The organism is Bacillus sp. FSL R9-9834, from assembly GCF_038006905.1.
Taxonomy (GTDB): domain Bacteria; phylum Bacillota; class Bacilli; order Bacillales; family Bacillaceae_G; genus Bacillus_A; species Bacillus_A pacificus.
In genome coordinates this window covers 2,723,036-2,739,607 of the sequence record NZ_JBBOWD010000001.1, presented here as the reverse complement: position 1 = coordinate 2,739,607, position 16,572 = coordinate 2,723,036, and the positions used below count along the sequence as shown (strand labels likewise).

Here is a 16,572-nt window from a genome sequence, read left to right as displayed (position 1 = left end):
AAAGATGGAGTTAGTATACAAAATTACTTATCATAGAATGCAGGCTCATTATTTACCTAAGTTAGTACAGGCAATTCAGTTCGTTAGTGAAGAGAATTTATGGAAACAAGGGGAGTCTGTTAATTCAATTGGTGGAATCGTACTGCATATTTGTGAACATATGCAGAGAAATACTAGTCGTTATAAAAATCCAAATATAGTTTTTGAAAAGGGAATCGAGGAGTATTTTCCAACAAAACGACAACATACTGAAGTTTTGCTACAGTACGTTGAAAAGGTATTTGATGAATGGGGAAAAGCATATATACAAGCATGGGAAGAAAAAAGACATATTGAACTTCATAGTTTATTACATTTAGTGGAGCACACAAGTTATCATTTAGGGCAAATAGTAGATCGTACAAAGTCAATAAAAGGACAACAATTTAACTTTTGTCAAAATGGTATAAATGAAAAGAATTTGAGAACAAGAGTTGAAACTTCGAAATTTTAGAAAGAGAGCCATTCTTAAACGAATGACTCTCTTTTTTGTAAAAGAAATTTATGGAAATGAATATGTTTATGTGATATGGTTAATTACATAAGTAATGAACCTATGAACCGAACTAAGGTGGTGAAATTGTGAAACCTACTCTGGAGCAAAATAAATTAATATACTTACAAATTGCAGAAACGATTGAATCTGATATTTTAAAAGATATATTGCTTGAAGAAGAACAAGTTCCATCAACAAATCAATTTGCGAAGATGTTACAAATAAATCCAGCTACTGCAGCTAAAGGGGTAAATGTATTAGTTGACGAAGGGATTCTATATAAAAAGAGAGGGATCGGGATGTTTGTTGCAAAAGGAGCAAAAGAAGTCGTACTTAAAAAAAGACAAAATACTTTTATGACCGAATATTTACCGAAAGTGTGGGAAGAAGCAAAAGTATTAGAAATATCAAAAGATGAATTGATGGATATGATTCAAAAAATTACGAAGGAGGGGAAAGAGGGATGATTGCACTTGAAACGAAAGATATAACGAAAAAATATAAAAAGAAAGTAGCAGTAAATGAAGTAACGATTTCATTGGAAGAGCATAAAATATATGGTTTGCTCGGTAGAAACGGAGCGGGAAAAACGACACTATTAAATTTACTTGCAGGCCAAATTACTTCAAGTAGTGGAAGTGTATCAATATTTGGTGAACATGTTTTTGAGAATAGTAAAGCGATGCAAAATATTTGTTTTGTTAGAGTGAAAGAAGAAGCACATTTCAGTTATAAAGTAAAAGATATTTTTAAGATGTGTAGCATGTTTTATAAAAACTGGGATGGAAAGTATGCTGAAGAACTCGCTAATAAATTTCAGCTTAATATGAAAGTGAAATATCATAAGCTATCACACGGTATGCAAACAGTTGTTGGAATTATTCAAGGATTAGCAAGCAGGGCACCAATTACTATTTTTGATGAACCAACTACAGGTTTAGACGCAGCACATCGTGAATTATTTTATAGTCTACTTCTAGAAGATTACGGTGAGTATCCACGAACTATTATATTATCCACACATTTAGTAGAAGAAGTAACTCATGTGATTGAAGATGTAATTATTATAAAAGAAGGAAGGATAGTTGTTCAATCATCAGTGGAAGAGTTATTACAACAAGCTTATATTATTTCAGGGAAAAAAGATAAAGTGGATGAGTTCACAATTAATAAAAGAGTAATAAATCGAGAAATCTATGGAAATAAGGGAATTACTGTTATATGGGAAGAACTTTCTAATGAAGATTATTACTCTCTTGAAAAAGAAGATTTAGCAATTGATAGAATTACATTACAAAAACTATTTATTCATATAACTGGTGGTGAAGTGAAATGACGATGTTAATGAAGCAGTTGAAGTTACATATAAAGTATCATTATAAAGCCATTCTTATCTTTTGGACTGTAGCATTACTTATAAAAGGGACCATGACTGCAACCGATTTAAAGGGAATAAATGTGGCATTTTTACATGATATATTCAATAATTCATCAATTGCAATTGTAATGTTTATTGTGATAAGCGTGTTTTTTATTCAAATTGATATTTTTCCTACGGTCGTATTGTTTGGGGTCACTAGGTTTCAATTCTTGATTGGTTCAATATGTTATAATTTATTGCAATCAGCATTGTTTTCATGTCTTCAAGCTTTATTTTTACAGGATACATTTTATAAAAATGAATATGTAAATTGGGGGTCATATGCAATTGAACAATTCTTTGTACAGTTCATATTTTATAGTACATTAGCTTGTTTATTCCAATCAACTATCATTGTTCAGAATAGGTTTAATTGGTTCGGGTTTGCTTTTAGTATAGTATTTTTATTCGGATTGGCGAGTACAATGTATGCAGGAATAGGAATAAAAGAATTGGTGTTTATTAATAGTAAAATGTTGCTAGAAATACCTAATTTCATATCAGTTTCGATTGTTCTTATTTTTATATATATTGTAATTAGCGCTCTATTTATTCGTAAGGTTTCGTTTGAAGATACAATTTAAATACAATTATTTTTAGGGAAGAAGGAAGAGGAAATGGGGGATACTTCTTCATTAATAACCGTTTTTTTATGCATTGCACTACTAATATTTTGGCGTCGTTATCGCTCCATGCATAAGCCAATAAAGGGATCAGGAAAACGTATTTTATGGCCATTATTATTTTTAACACCAGGTGTTGTATGGTTTTTTGGTCCCGTACATCCAGCTATATTACAAGTAGTTATAGCGGTATTCATTGGGGGACTTTTCGCTGTGCCGCTTATAGTATTAACAAATTATGAACGAAGAGATGATGGGAATATTTATACGAAAAAAAGTGCTGCTTTTTTAATCACTTTTATTGCACTTGTCGTTTTAAGGTATGGTTCAAGGCAATATATTGCTGATTTAGATCAACAAACGATAGGTTTATTATTTTACGTCGTTGCAGTATCGTATATTATTCCGTGGAGAATTGCTTGTTATATAAAGTTTAGGAAAGTTTGGCGTGCGACATAAAAATAAAAACTTCTCATTTGAGAAGTTTTTATTTTTATAGGTTATTTGCTTGTAATATAAGTTTCGAAACATCTGTAACAGAACCAATTTCAAATGCTCTCATATGAGCATTTACTGCACGTTTAAATTGTTCTGTCTGAGGAGTCGATCCCATCTCATCTTGCAAGTCTTGAACATGTTCAAGTACAAGCTTTAAATCGTTTTTAATAACTGTTACATCAGTTTGAGTTAAGTTACCACCACTCATTGCCTTCCATGTAGTAATGTCATTATTTAATTGATTAAGTATTTTTTGTATATATTGTTTAGACTGAGAAGAATCGATAGTAATGTCTTCTTTAACTTGTTCGTTAGTATGTTCTGCTTCTTTTTCTTTCTCTTTTTGAATATTCGCGGCTACTATTTCATCCTCTTTTTCGATGTATTCAGGGACTGACATATTATGTTTTTGAGCCATTTTTTCAAAGTGTTCAAGAACAGCTTTATCTTTTGAGGATGCTATATCAGTAGGTTCGTAAGATTGATATTTCACACCATACTTTTCATAAATAAGCATATTAGCATTTCTACCATAGTCCATTTTTACTACATTTTCTTTTTGTTGCTCTGTAGTAGTATTCGTCTTTTTTTGTTCAGAGGCTGTTTTAGTTTGTGTTACAGTAGCAGTTTCTTTTGTCTTTTCTTCTGTAAAAATCCACTAATTGCAGTAAATATAAAAAATAAATAAATTGCGCTTGCAAAAATCATTTTCCATTTTGTTTGACTACGGTATCCAAGTACTTTATTAAACCATTTACGCTCGATTTTTTCTATGTGAAGAGAAGTATTTACTTGTAGAAGTTTTTCGATGTCTTTCGTTTGTTCGGTTGGAATAAAATCAAATGTTTTATGTATCCCTTTAAAAATCATAACAGCTTTAATTAAGTAATGGTCAATTGTAACTGTATCGAATTCTTTCAAGTCATATGTGGCTATACTTGAGACTTCTTTCGTTTTTGATATGAATTTGAACAGTTGAATATGCTCTTTATCAATAGCTGCATAACCTTCTTTACAAGTTACGATAATGGGGGAGGTAGTATATAGTTTAGCTATAGCTTGTTTTGCCAGCATTTCCTCACTAGTTTTTTTTCTTTTTTACTCAATTGGGGTCCTCCTAAAAAATAATAAGATTTTGTCCGATGTACAGTATAACAAACATATGGAGTTGTTTTAAGGAATTTTATGAAATAAATTTTGGTAACTTTAACCTGTGGTTATTGAAGAGGAAATCCCCTTGTTTTATGATTTAAATAAACTGAAATAAAATTATCCTAAGGGAGGAGAAATAAATGCGTACAATTCTATTGTTTTTACATAATATGTCTATTGATGAAATAGAAAGTACGAGAGAAAAACATGATCCTTTATTTAGATTAATTCCACCGCATATAACAATCGTATTTCCATTTAAGAGTAATATTTCAAATGATGAATTAAAATCTCATATTTTGAATTTATCAAAAGGGGTAGGCAAAATTGAAATTGAGTTTGCAAATCGTATCACTAGTGTAGGAAACTATTTGTTTTTAGAAGTTGAGGGAGGGAAAGAACAAATAGAAGAACTACATGACTTGCTGTATACAGGACCTTTAATCCAATTTTTAAAAGAAGATATTCCATACATACCGCATGTAACAGTCGGGAGAAAAGGAAGTGCGGAGTTAGCAGCTGAAGTAGCTAAGGAAATTCATAGTTTCCCTCAAAAGTTACAATGTGTAATTGATAGAATTAGTGTAGAGCGAATTGGAGAGAACGGGGAATCAATTATTGAATTTGAAGTACCGTTGCAAAAAAGCTGACAAAAGTCAGCTTTTTTTATTCGCAACATGAAGTAAAGTACCAATCGCACCGCTATTACCACCATCTTGTAAAAAAATAGGTATTTTATTTTGATATTTTGTGTAGCTACTAATAATATTTTGAAGATGTATGTTATTACATAGAGTCGAACCAATATAAATAATATGGTCAATGTTTTTTGTTTCGGCAAATTGAAGGCTTAATGCAGTAACGACTTCACCGACGAGTCCTTGTACAGTAGCAAGTATATCTGAGCTATTATAATTTGATTCTATAGTAGCGGCTTTACCAAAATTGCTTGCAGTTAAACTATTATCAATAGGGGAGAGAATACCGCCATAAATATCACCAACTGTAATATCTAATTCTTTTCTAGAACCTACTTTTGTTAAAGGGATCACATCTTCAAAATGCTCTAGATTTGTTAACAATTTTGAAAGTCCCATAATAGTACCACCGCCAACACCAGTTCCGCCAGCTCGAATATATTGGTCATTATAAACGTAATGAATAGAAGTACCTGTACCGATATTTGTTAAAATAAAGTTGTTTATATCATACTTCTCTTCTTTTAAAATGTATCGGACGCCTATAAGAGTAGCTTCAAATTCATTTAGTTCTACTATTTTATATGAGTTTGAAAGTAGTTGCTGTAATTGTTTTGCTTTACCACCTGTAATACATATTTGTTTTTTACCAGTGTTTTGCTTAAGCCAATCTATTATTTTATTTTGTTCATTTGAATAAAACTTTTCAAAAGCTAATTGCATTTTTTCGTTCAAATAAGCAATTTTCGTTAATGTTCCTCCAGCATCGATACCGATCGTACTTTCCATTTACCTGCTCCTAACTACGTAATATGCTTTCGTGTTAAATCATACTCTCAACTAATGTAAGGAACACTCTAATCAGCTTGATATATTAATAGCTTTTCTATCGTTACAATTGGCTGATTATTAACAGTTGCGGTGCCTTTACCTAGAATAAAACCTCGGCGATTGCGAGTTAGCTCATAATGTAAATCAAGTTTATCACCAGGATATGCTTTTCCGTGGAATACAACTCCATCTAAAGAGGAGAGAAAGCCTAGTCCTTCAGAGTCACTCGTATGTACAAATGCACTAAGCTGAGCAAGTGCTTCTACAATTAACATATGAGGCATATGTTTTTGACTATCATTTATAAACCACTCATTATTTGTAATGAGTTTATATCCTGTAACGGATTCGCGTTGTTTTACATTTGTTACTTTATCAATCATTAAAAATGGATAACGATGAGGAAGAGTGTCCTTAATATGCATATGAAAGTACCTCCAATAAATAATACCCCTGCTACAGTTAAGCAGGGGAGTTATTCATTAATTTTTAACTAATTCATTAATTTTTTCAAGAGCAAAAATACCGCTATTCCTAATGTTTTCAACAACTTGTTGTAACACTTCTTTATCTTGAACGAGTGCAATACGTACAAAGCCTTCTCCGTGAGGTCCAAATGCATGACCTGGCGTAACAACGACATTCGCACGATCCATTAATGCGTATGCGAAATCTATAGAAGTCCAGCCGTTCGGAATTTCAGCCCAAACGAACATACTACCAGCTGGTTTATCGACATTCCAGCCAAATGTTTTGAACCCATCGATTAAAGTATCTCTACGTTCTTGATAAATACCGCGGTTTTTCTCACAAAAAGCAGCGCCATTTTTTAGTGCAGCACATGCCGCTTTTTGAATTGGTAAAAACACTCCGTAATCTGTATTGGATTTAAACTGGGTAAGCGCACGAACAATTTCTTCATTTCCAATCATATATCCAATACGACTACCTGCTAAACTATAACTTTTTGACAAAGAGTTGATTTCTACGCCAACTTCTTTAGCGCCAGGTACAGAGAGGAAGCTAATTGGTTTATTACCATCAAAATAAAATTCAGCATAAGCAAAATCATGGACAACAATAATATTATGCTTTTTCGCGAATACAATTACCTCTTTAAAGAAATCTGCATGAGCCATTGCTGGAACCGGATTCCCTGGGAAGTTTAAAATCATCATCTTCGCTTTATCTGCAATTTCTTCAGGAATTAGCTCTAAGTTAGGTAAGAAACCATTATTTTTCTTTAAAGGCATGTAGTAAGATGTTGCTCCAGCCATTTGAATTCCTGTTTCATAAGCTGTATATCCTGGATCAGGAACTAATATAATATCTCCCGGATTCGCATAAACCATGGGTAAATGAACGAGTCCGTCCTGTGACCCCATTAATAATAAAACTTCTTTATCGGCATTTAATATAACATTATGAGTGTTGTTGTAATATTCAGTTACAGCTTCGTGAAATTCTTGAATACCACTTAATGTGTATCCATAGCTTTCTTTTTGATTTGCTGTATGTACCATTTCTTCTCTTACGAAATCAGCAGGTGGCATATCAGGATTCCCGATACTTAAATCAATCATTTTGTGGCCTGCTGCAATCTTTTCTTTTTTATAGGCCCCTAATTCACTAAATATAGAAGATTGGAATGCTTTCATTCTAGTTGCTAACGTGTAAGTCATCAAAACCCCTCCTAAAAACAGTGTTTTCTTTCTGCGTTTTTAATTATTCTGAAAACACATGAGTACATTTTATCATTTTTTTATGAAAATTAAAACGATTGACAAATTTAGAGGGAGGATAAAAATAACGCAGAAAACATTTTCTGCGTTTTAAATGAAGAGTAATCATTTCTTTTTATATGTACATAATTTTTCCACTGCATAAAAGTATACGTTTAATTTGCCATCGACAACTTTTAAAGTTTGATCTGATGTAAATGAGTTACCATAATCAATGTGATATACATTAGAATCCTTAACAAATGAACCTTTGTATAAATCATCTTTTTTCTTCGTTGTTTGCATCTCTACTAAATATTGAATGATTTTTTCTTTCTTTTCTTCTTTTACAACTGTTTCAAATTTATACGATACAGGACAAAGACCGTTTTTGTTATCAATGACTTCCCAAGTACCGTATATGTCATTATTGCTACATCCACTGAGTAGTATAATGAATAAGGGAATAATGAATAGAACCTTTTTCATTTTGTACTCCTTTCTTTTCATTTTCGATAAACGTGCGAATGCGATACGAATATTGTAATAAATAAAGTTTAAATTTTTATAAAGAATTAGTTAATTTCATATAAAGTGAAACTTTAATCAGTAGGGGTTTTCTTCATCTCCCACTGGATATTAGTTGAACCAATCGGAATTTAATGGGCAGCCCGATCCCCACACAACTTCTTTGCTTTCGCTGAATTTTGAGGTGGGGGTCTTACTGTCCATTAAAGTGGGATAAAAATTGGGGAAGGTAGAGTTTTTAAAATAAAAAGGCATGAATCAAATGTAATCCAGATTCATACCTAATGTGCTATCTTATATTTTGTTTTTTGAGGATAAATGAAGCGGAAAGAAGAATGACAATGCCGTTTAAAATGTATACATTTACAATAAAAGAGGTTAGGTTAATTGCTCCCAAACCAGCGTTATCCAATATAGAAGTGAGTGCCGTAATTGTCAAAAAAATAATAGGCATTAGTAGTAAAAATATGAAGCCTGCCAAAACCCTTCTTTTAAAGCTATGTTGAGATAGGGAAATTGCTAAAAAGTTTATGATGCTAAATATAATGAATACAACAAAAAGGATAATAAATAACTGGATGCCATCAGACATTTTGCGCCTCCTATATACCTTATTTATATATTATATTCGAAAGTAAAATGGGTACGCCTTTAAATAATTTCAATAAGCATATTAAATAAAATTATACATAACAAAAAGCATGAATTAATCTAATACTAATAAATCCATGCTTTTTGTTTATGTTATAAATTCGCAGATTGCGAAGGTTGTTTTTCATACTGTTTCTGTTTAGATAGCGATAGGAAAATAATTAATAATGAAATAACTCCGAAGATTAGAACCATATATTGCAATCCAATCGTATCTAAGAAGAAGCCTGTGCCAAGTAAGACAATTTGGAACATAACTCTCTCAAACATATTACGGAATGAGAATAGACGGCCGTGATAGCTTTTTTCCACTTTCGTTTGGAAAATTGTCGACATAATAGGGAAGAAGCAACCGACACTAAAACCAAATAAACCAAATGATGTAAGAGACATCCATTTTATATCGCTAAAGAACAATGATAGATGTGCAAAAGCGGTACAAACTGCGAAGAAATATAGTAACTTTTCAGGTTTGAAATGGTCCGATAAACGTTTAATAACGAAGGCACCCAACATAAATGCGATACCTTCAATTGTATATATAAATCCTTTAATCGTTGGATCATGTTGCATTTCGCTAATATTAATTACCATTAAATTAAATCCTGCTATAAATAATAGAGGGATAATACTTAATATAAGTGCTGTAAAAGCAATCGGAATTCCTTTTAAAATACGAAATACTTCCATAAAGCTATTATCTTTTGCCGCTTGTTTACTTGGTGTTGTTGATTTCTTATCTTCGAATTGTAGGAAGAAAGTTGAGAGGAATAATAAAGCGTACGCTGCCATTGAGAAGGCATACATATACTGTAAACTCATTACAACTAAAAGAATTCCACCTAGTGAAGTACCTGCAATACGAGCGATTGTACCTACATTCATATGTACACCGTTCATTTGTAATAATTCATGCTCACGTACGATGAGCGGGATTACAGATTGTAATGCAGGGAAATAAAATGCTGCTGAAATTTGAAGAGCAACCATAAATGCAATCATAAAGGCAATACTTTCAAATTGGATAGCGAAAAACATAAAAATAACACTTATAACACGACCAAATCCGGCGTAAAGAAGAACTTTTTTCTTTTCATATTGATCAATTATGCGACCTGCCATAGGACCAACTAGAACACCAGCTAATAGTCCGATAAATAATATAACTGATTTCATGAAATCAGAAGGGACATATTTTTGCATAAACTCAAGGTTACCAAGAATACCAAGCCATAACCCTAGACCAGCAATAAACTCCCCGATTAAAACAATCCAAACATTTTTATTACGCCACATAATATAAAACCTCTCCGTCTTTTAAAATGAAAAACTCGTATATAAAACCTCCTTATTTTATGTATTATTAGTAACGAACTTTTTAGAGTCAGAGTCTATATTACGTGTTTCATCAGCGGATTTCAATCTTTTTGATTTATCAAAAAAATAAAAAGCAAGAACATATAACTATGTCTCGCTTTTCTCAATTGCAAAATTAAACATTAGATTCACTTAGCAGCATTTACGCTCTTGTCCAATAGCTAAAGCGCTAAAAGATAGAGGACCAACAACTTCTGCGCTTGCACCACTAGTAAGGTTTTCTACAGTTAATGAATATTCGTGTGTGCCACTGCTAACATTTTGATCTATAGCTTGAAATGTTTGAGTGTAGAATTGCTCAGAATCTGTAGATTCAATACCTGCTTGTGCATTGAAAATTTCGAAGTTATCACGGAAAATTCGGAATAAAACTTGTGAAGTCCCAGATATACCTTCTACACCAATTGTAGCGATTAATTCTACTCGATTATTACGTGAATCTCTACTTGAAATTCTTACTTTCAAATTTGCTAGAATTGCTTTATTTGGAGAAGCTGGGATTGCAAAAGTGGTTTCACCCGTTTTACTTATAGGTTGCGTAGCTTGGTAATCAATGATATGAGTCATATTCGTCACCTCCTCATATACTAAAATATGAAAGTAGCAATCGAATGGCTTGGACAAATAATGGAATATTTTAATAGAGTCGACAATAATTGATGAAAAGGGTAACTTACAAAAAAGCATCAGGATCTTATCACCTTATTGTGATAAGATCCTGATGCTTTTTTGTCATTAGGCCGAATATTCTTCTTTACGTACTTCGAAAAATTCATTACGACGTAAGTAATTATAAACTTTCTCGGATACCTCTTCTTCTTCAGACATTAAGAAACGATGATCAAAAGCATAGAAGGATTGACCTTTGATTAATTTTACGTAGTAAATTTTACACGCCTCCTCTAGCGAAATTAGTATTTACTTAATATTATGATGACCTATAAGTATGTGAATCATACTTGAAGTTTCAAAGGATTGAAGCGAAACAAAATAAAAAAGCTTACAAAATTGTAATGTTGTTGTCACGTTTTCCGATAGTTAAAAATAACCAATCTTTTCTATACTACAAATAAGTTACATAAAATAAGGGGGTAAAAAGATGGATGAAGTGATTGGAGAAGTGGTAGCAGGTATTTGTGAATTTGTGGTGGAAGTAACAGTAGATGCTATTGGGCATTTAGTTTCCGGAAATGATGAGGAAAAAGAAACATTATAATAGTTTGTAAAAGTATACAGATGATCAAACTAAAAAGGTTGATTTCTAAAGAGAAGTCAGCCTTTTTAGTTTTTACATTATATTAACATTATTTGAATATTCATTTGTTATTATGTTTGTGGAACGCATAAAGGAGGTGAATAAATAAAGATGTCAAATTTAGGAACTGATTTATCTGATTCTCGTTTGATTGTGGCGAATGTGGAGGAAAAGGAATATCACTTTATTGTTCGTGAACATCCGATTGTAGGGGAGATTATATCGCTATTGGAAAATGGAAAAGAATATGGTTTAATAAATAAACAAATCGCTAATAAAGATAAATTTATTAAATCGGAGCTTGCTAAATTAGATTATTTTAACATAGATGTTCTATATCATACACCTGGATGGATATGGATTGGCATGGATCAATTTGGTTTACATGCTCGTGAGGCTACTTATAACGAAATAGACATTATTATGAAGTTGAATGAGGATTATATTATATAGATGAAAAAGTAAAAATGTAATTGATATTTAGTGAGGTTAGGGGACTAGTTTCCGTAACCTTTTTTGTTTAATATTGAAACGGAAAATAGATATGATGTAGGACAGTATGATAAGAAGTGAGCTGAAAAGAGGATTTGAAAATACATAAAGAGAACTTTAATTATTATATGAATTCTATATGTCAATAACAATAGAAAGAAGATGATAAAATGAGTAAAGAAGAGCTTGTGAAACAACAGTTTAGTAATAATGCAGAGAAGTATGTAAAAAGTAAAATTCATGCTAAAGGACCGGATTTACAATATGTAGTTCAACAAGTTGAGTCTCGTCATAATAATCGTCTTCTTGATATTGCTACTGGCGGAGGACATGTTGCGAATGTATTAGCTCCATTGTTTCAAGAAGTAGTTGCCTTAGATTTAACAGAAAAAATGTTAGAGAATGCGAAAAACTTTATTATAAGTAATGGACATGAAAATGTATCTTTTGTCGCTGGAAATGCTGAAAGTTTGCCGTTTTCGGATCGTTCATTTGATGTGATAACATGCCGAATTGCAGCACATCATTTTACGAATCCAGATCAGTTTGTTTATGAAGTAAATCGGACGTTAGAAGATAATGGATTGTTTATTTTAATAGATAATGTTTCACCGGAAAATAATGAATACGATACATTTTATAATTTTATAGAAAAAAAGCGGGATCCGAGTCATGAACGAGCGTTGAAAAAAACAGAATGGATTACCTTGTTAGAAAAAAATAATTTGCAAATGCAGTCATGTCTTACTTTTGATAAGAAATTTGAATTTGACTGGTGGTGCGATATGATGAATGTACCTTTGCAGAAACGCGTGAAATTAACAGAATGTATGATGAAAACATCACTTGAAATGCAAGAATTCTTTAACATTCAATATGAAAATAATAAAATTATATCGTTTTATACTGAAATGGCATTGTTTATATGTAAAAAAAATGCGACATTAAAAAGATAAATTTCTTGAAGTCTTTTCAAAGTACGATATACTTAGTACTGAGAAAATGAGAATTGAGGAAAAGTAATAATGATTCGCGTACGTATTGAAGGAACTGAAGAAGAAATGCTTGAATTTATGGAGAAAATGCCAGATATTCCTGGATTTGAAAAAACACATATGAGAGAACCGAGAAAAGGAAATAATCCAAAATACGATTCAAGTAAGAATGTATTAGCATATTTATCTTATAAAAAGATCGAAGTCGCCAATAAATAGGCGGCTTTTTTAGTTTGCACTGTTTCACAGCCTTGTCTTTTTTACATAATAATAATAGTAGATTATGCTGAAGAGGGGTGAGGATAGTTAATAAGAAAATCATCTTTTTTGGAGACTTTGGTATTGACGATGCTGTGGCGTTAATTTATGCAAATAAAACATGTAAATTAGATATTGTAGGTATTGTTGCTGAATATGGAAATGTATCGCGAGAAATCGTAACGGAAAATGTGTATTTTTTAGAAAGATACTATGCTACAGAAGTAAAGATCATTGAGGGTGCAGCAAGACCGATGACAGCTGAAGAACCTTTGTTTTTTCCTGAAATTCATGGAGAGCACGGCCTAGGCCCCATTATTCCACCTGAAATGAGGATTTGTAAACGGGAAAATTTTTGTGAATTAATTAAATTAATTGAGCCTTGTCCAGAAGATATTATTATCGTAGCGACAGGACGATTAACAACATTGGCAACATTATTTTTATTATATCCAAATGTAATGGATAAAATATGTTCGTATTATATTATGGGCGGTGCGTTTTTATTTCCTGGTAACGTTACTCCTGTATCGGAAGCAAATTTTTATGGAGATCCAATTGCTGCAAATATTGTAATGAAGTACGCAAAGAATGCGACTATTTATCCATTAAATGTAACGCAACAGGCCCTAATTACGCCTGAAATGGTGGATATTATTAATAAAGAAGGAACAGGACAGGCAAAGCTTATTAAACCAATGATTGATTTTTATTATGAGAATTTTTATAAAAAAGAATACCCTGGTATTGCTGGAAGTCCGATTCACGATTTGCTTCCGTTCATTTCATTTATAAATGATGATATTTTTGAATATAAAAAATCTGCAGTTTGGATTAGTACGACAAATGATGTAACAAGAGGACAAAGTGTGGCTGACTTTAGAAAAATAGCTGAGCCAACAAGGTTTGATGATCGGCCAATACAAAGAATTGCGGTTGGTTTTAACTATCCTGCATTTAAAGAAGAGTTTATGCGTACAATATTGAAGCCTGATTGCCCATAATATGAGAAATATGAAGGGTTTCCACCACTAATCCAAAAACTAGTTGTTCATTATTTTGAAATAATCTAATAGTTGAGCTGTATGAATAACTTATGAAAAATGTAGCATAACTAATGGTAAGCAATTGTTTCTAATTATATTTTGATTGGTGAAATATAAAGGAGGTTATCATATGATTTGGTCTTTAATCGTTGGTGGTATATTAGGATGGTTAGCTAGTTTAATTACTGGCAGGGATGTACCTGGTGGTGTAATTGGTAATATTATTGCTGGTATTATTGGTTCTTGGATTGGTGGGAAATTACTTGGTAGTTTCGGCCCAGTAATCGGCGGATATGCAATTATTCCAGCTTTAATCGGTGCGATTATTTTAATCTTCATCGTAAGCTTCTTATTGCGAGCAATGCGAAAATGAATGTAAGGACTGTTTACATTTGTAAGCAGTCCTTTTTATATGTTATGCTAGTATTATACAATCAGGAGGTGTCAGCATTGAAAACATTTACAGTAAATTTCCATCAAGAAGATAATGCAAAAGCGACAACAGTACATAAATTAAGTGAAGAGGACTTCAACAAAGCAACAGAAAAAGGTACTCGTCATCTATTTGATTTAGATACAAACGTTGGATTCTTCGTATTCTTTGACGCAGAAGATGCAGAAGGAAATGATCAATACTTAATGCTACAATATGAAGGAGATCATGAAGAACCAACTGCGTGCTACGGATTTGATTTAAAACTATACTATCAATTTTTAGCATTATACTTAAACGATCTTGAATTCCAAGGTGAAACAGATGAAGAAGAGGAAGAGTATGGTCCAATTCATCATTTAGCTCACTTACTTTATCATATTGTTGAAGATGGAAAGTCAATCGAAGTGTAAAAATACATATGTAAAGCTGTCCTTTTGGGGCAGCTTTTTTCTATTTAAGGAAGGATTGCAGTGTAAATGGCGAGAAGGGATATATAAGGAGATGGAAAAATGATAAACAATACAATTCCAAGTTTTTTAAAATTATGGGAAAGCACCGACGTAGAATTAGCGGTCCTCAATCAATACTTCACTTCGCATCCAGAGATATTTGAAGAATACTTTAAGTATCATTGTCCTAAAACGAAAGAACGTCTTTCTAATGCCATTAACCTATATCCCGCAAAAATAGAAGATATTCGTATCATTGCAGAAACATTACCGACTATTATTCAAGAGATAACGAATAAATATCGTAATAAATATATCTTTGATGTAAATATGAAATTCCACATATTTGTTGGAGCTTTTGGATCTAATGCATTCGTAGAGAGGGAGATCATGGGAGATATATTTTTTGCGGTAGAAAAATTATCTCCAGATTTGAATCATCTTCGTGTTATTGTTGCTCACGAAATAGGGCATATATATCATAATGTTATGTTACAAAATAATGGAATGGATTGGGAGAAAGCTGAGTGGACCGATGCGGCAGTTAATTTGTATCGTGAAGGTGTTGCAACATATGTATCAAAGCAAATTGTGAAAGGTTTAAATGAATCAGTGTATTACTCATATGACGATGATGGTGAACGTTGGTTACAATATTGTATAGAAAATGAAGAACAAATAAAGAAACGTTTTTTGGAAGATTATATAGAAGGATGGACGTTTGAAAAAGAGAAAGAGTGGTTTCGGTTATCTCGCGGACAATATTTTGGGTACAACCGACTCGGTTATTTTATAGGAACAGCTTTTGTAGAATATGTTGCACAAGCATTGGGCGAGAGTGAAGTATTTACTTTTTGGAACAAACACAATTTGAAAAGATCTGTAATGGATTGGTTATCGAAATGAATCAGATTATGATAGGGGGCTGAAATGTATGAGAGTGTATGTGAAGATAGGTATGTTATTTCTCGCTTTTACATGCATTTTTGCATTAGTAGCATGTAAAGGAACGGACGAAAAAAAGGAAACAGATCCAACAACGGAAAATAGTAAAAATGAACAGAATAATACTTCTGAAGAAAAGAAAGAGCCTGATGAAAAATCAAATAATGAAGGATCAACAATACCAAAGCCAGATCCAAGTACGAAAGATACAGTAATCAATCAAAAATCAATTAACCACGTTAAAGAATTGTTTGAATTAGCGAAAGAAGGAAAAGTACCTAACGTTCCGTTTGCAGCGCATACAGGAGATATTGAAGAAATAGAAAAAGCGTGGGGGAAAGCAGATAAAACGGAACAAGCAGGAAATGGAATGTACGCTACCTTTACAAATAAAAATGTTTCCTTCGGTTTTAATAAAGGATCACAAGTTTTTGATGTACGCTCCTATCATGCAGAACTAAAATCAATTACATTACAAGAAATAGAAAAAGCATTAGGAAAACCAACTTCAGTTAAAGGAAATGGTGAAGATAAAATATATGTATATAAAGTAAACAATCAGTTTGAGTTAAAATTCATTATTCCAAAATCGACTGGTAAGGTAAATCATATTTCGGTATTTTCACCTGAGGATAGTATTAATAAAATGGCAGGGTAGGATA

Annotated in this window: 23 protein-coding genes and 1 pseudogene; 14 read left to right on the top strand and 10 right to left on the bottom strand. The window is 32.2% G+C overall.

Annotated elements, in window-relative coordinates; translation table 11 throughout:
* Nucleotides 1-4 precede the first annotated feature (4 nt).
* The 5 genes from MKY00_RS14240 (at nt 5) to MKY00_RS14220 (ending at nt 3,037) form a co-directional block, all read left to right on the top strand.
* Nucleotides 5-493, top strand: a complete 489-nt coding sequence (locus tag MKY00_RS14240; RefSeq protein WP_016717762.1) for a DinB family protein — start codon at nt 5-7, stop codon at nt 491-493.
* 128 nt (nt 494-621) lie between these two features.
* A complete protein-coding gene (locus MKY00_RS14235) occupies nt 622-1,002 on the top strand; it encodes a GntR family transcriptional regulator (protein ID WP_000805194.1) in 381 nt (126 codons plus the stop codon).
* Nucleotides 999-1,871, top strand: coding sequence for an ABC transporter ATP-binding protein (locus tag MKY00_RS14230; RefSeq protein ID WP_016717761.1), 873 nt, complete (start codon nt 999-1,001; stop codon nt 1,869-1,871). Before MKY00_RS14235 ends, MKY00_RS14230 begins: the two co-directional genes overlap by 4 nt.
* Nucleotides 1,868-2,539 carry a DUF4052 family protein gene (locus tag MKY00_RS14225; protein WP_016717760.1) on the top strand — a complete coding sequence of 224 codons (672 nt, stop codon included), beginning with the start codon at nt 1,868-1,870 and terminating at the stop codon, nt 2,537-2,539. Before MKY00_RS14230 ends, MKY00_RS14225 begins: the two co-directional genes overlap by 4 nt.
* Before the next feature lie 33 nt (nt 2,540-2,572).
* Nucleotides 2,573-3,037 carry a CcdC family protein gene (locus tag MKY00_RS14220; protein WP_016717759.1) on the top strand — a complete coding sequence of 155 codons (465 nt, stop codon included), beginning with the start codon at nt 2,573-2,575 and terminating at the stop codon, nt 3,035-3,037.
* Nucleotides 3,038-3,071: 34 nt separating this feature from the next.
* Here the strand turns inward: MKY00_RS14220 and MKY00_RS14215 are convergent, their stop codons facing one another.
* Together MKY00_RS14215 and MKY00_RS14210 are read right to left on the bottom strand one after the other, a co-directional pair.
* A complete protein-coding gene (locus MKY00_RS14215) occupies nt 3,072-3,593 on the bottom strand; it encodes a hypothetical protein (RefSeq protein ID WP_341035087.1) in 522 nt (173 codons plus the stop codon).
* 98 nt (nt 3,594-3,691) lie between these two features.
* The gene (locus MKY00_RS14210; protein ID WP_016717757.1) at nt 3,692-4,150 is read right to left on the bottom strand and encodes a hypothetical protein; all 459 of its coding nucleotides are present in this window, start codon (nt 4,148-4,150) and stop codon (nt 3,692-3,694) included.
* Nucleotides 4,151-4,368: 218 nt separating this feature from the next.
* Between MKY00_RS14210 and MKY00_RS14205 the strand changes: the two genes are divergently transcribed.
* Nucleotides 4,369-4,878, top strand: coding sequence for a 2'-5' RNA ligase family protein (locus MKY00_RS14205; protein WP_016717756.1), 510 nt, complete (start codon nt 4,369-4,371; stop codon nt 4,876-4,878).
* A 6-nt stretch (nt 4,879-4,884) separates the two neighbouring features.
* Here MKY00_RS14205 and coaW read toward each other — a convergent pair whose 3' ends face one another.
* The 8 genes from coaW to MKY00_RS14165 all read right to left on the bottom strand — a co-directional run bounded on the left by coaW (nt 4,885) and on the right by MKY00_RS14165 (nt 10,922).
* A complete protein-coding gene (coaW, locus tag MKY00_RS14200) occupies nt 4,885-5,715 on the bottom strand; it encodes a type II pantothenate kinase (RefSeq protein ID WP_016717755.1) in 831 nt (276 codons plus the stop codon).
* 68 nt (nt 5,716-5,783) lie between these two features.
* Complete coding sequence (locus MKY00_RS14195) at nt 5,784-6,182, bottom strand: 3-hydroxyacyl-ACP dehydratase FabZ family protein (protein ID WP_000547666.1); 399 nt, start codon at nt 6,180-6,182, stop codon at nt 5,784-5,786.
* 57 nt (nt 6,183-6,239) lie between these two features.
* The gene (locus MKY00_RS14190) at nt 6,240-7,439 is read right to left on the bottom strand and encodes an LL-diaminopimelate aminotransferase (protein WP_016717754.1); all 1,200 of its coding nucleotides are present in this window, start codon (nt 7,437-7,439) and stop codon (nt 6,240-6,242) included.
* Nucleotides 7,440-7,604: 165 nt separating this feature from the next.
* Nucleotides 7,605-7,967, bottom strand: a complete 363-nt coding sequence (locus MKY00_RS14185; protein WP_000756368.1) for a hypothetical protein — start codon at nt 7,965-7,967, stop codon at nt 7,605-7,607.
* Between the two features lie 328 nt (nt 7,968-8,295).
* A complete protein-coding gene (locus tag MKY00_RS14180; RefSeq protein WP_016717753.1) occupies nt 8,296-8,598 on the bottom strand; it encodes a hypothetical protein in 303 nt (100 codons plus the stop codon).
* 152 nt (nt 8,599-8,750) lie between these two features.
* Nucleotides 8,751-9,953 carry an MFS transporter gene (locus MKY00_RS14175; protein ID WP_016717752.1) on the bottom strand — a complete coding sequence of 401 codons (1,203 nt, stop codon included), beginning with the start codon at nt 9,951-9,953 and terminating at the stop codon, nt 8,751-8,753.
* Nucleotides 9,954-10,166: 213 nt separating this feature from the next.
* On the bottom strand, nt 10,167-10,601 hold the full coding sequence (gene exsC, locus MKY00_RS14170; RefSeq protein ID WP_016717751.1) for an exosporium protein ExsC: 435 nt from the start codon (nt 10,599-10,601) through the stop codon (nt 10,167-10,169).
* Nucleotides 10,602-10,769: 168 nt separating this feature from the next.
* Nucleotides 10,770-10,922, bottom strand: a complete 153-nt coding sequence (locus MKY00_RS14165; protein ID WP_071680000.1) for a YqbF domain-containing protein — start codon at nt 10,920-10,922, stop codon at nt 10,770-10,772.
* Between the two features lie 478 nt (nt 10,923-11,400).
* Here MKY00_RS14165 and MKY00_RS14160 point away from each other — a divergent pair.
* From MKY00_RS14160 to MKY00_RS14125, 8 genes and pseudogenes are all read left to right on the top strand, one after another.
* A pseudogene (locus tag MKY00_RS14160) lies at nt 11,401-11,762 on the top strand (hypothetical protein).
* Nucleotides 11,763-11,951: 189 nt separating this feature from the next.
* A complete protein-coding gene (locus tag MKY00_RS14155) occupies nt 11,952-12,737 on the top strand; it encodes a class I SAM-dependent methyltransferase (protein ID WP_016717749.1) in 786 nt (261 codons plus the stop codon).
* Between the two features lie 69 nt (nt 12,738-12,806).
* Nucleotides 12,807-12,995 (top strand): DUF3970 family protein, encoded by a 189-nt coding sequence (locus MKY00_RS14150; protein WP_000621879.1) that lies wholly within the window; start codon nt 12,807-12,809, stop codon nt 12,993-12,995.
* 77 nt (nt 12,996-13,072) lie between these two features.
* Nucleotides 13,073-14,038 (top strand): nucleoside hydrolase, encoded by a 966-nt coding sequence (locus MKY00_RS14145; protein WP_016717748.1) that lies wholly within the window; start codon nt 13,073-13,075, stop codon nt 14,036-14,038.
* Nucleotides 14,039-14,210: 172 nt separating this feature from the next.
* Nucleotides 14,211-14,453: a GlsB/YeaQ/YmgE family stress response membrane protein gene (locus MKY00_RS14140; protein WP_000638307.1), complete on the top strand. Its 243-nt coding sequence runs from the start codon at nt 14,211-14,213 to the stop codon at nt 14,451-14,453.
* Between the two features lie 77 nt (nt 14,454-14,530).
* The gene (locus MKY00_RS14135; protein WP_000847587.1) at nt 14,531-14,926 is read left to right on the top strand and encodes a hypothetical protein; all 396 of its coding nucleotides are present in this window, start codon (nt 14,531-14,533) and stop codon (nt 14,924-14,926) included.
* 99 nt (nt 14,927-15,025) lie between these two features.
* Nucleotides 15,026-15,871 (top strand): DUF5700 domain-containing putative Zn-dependent protease, encoded by an 846-nt coding sequence (locus MKY00_RS14130; RefSeq protein WP_016717747.1) that lies wholly within the window; start codon nt 15,026-15,028, stop codon nt 15,869-15,871.
* A 28-nt stretch (nt 15,872-15,899) separates the two neighbouring features.
* Nucleotides 15,900-16,568, top strand: a complete 669-nt coding sequence (locus MKY00_RS14125; RefSeq protein WP_001267134.1) for a YjgB family protein — start codon at nt 15,900-15,902, stop codon at nt 16,566-16,568.
* Nucleotides 16,569-16,572: the final 4 nt, after the last annotated feature.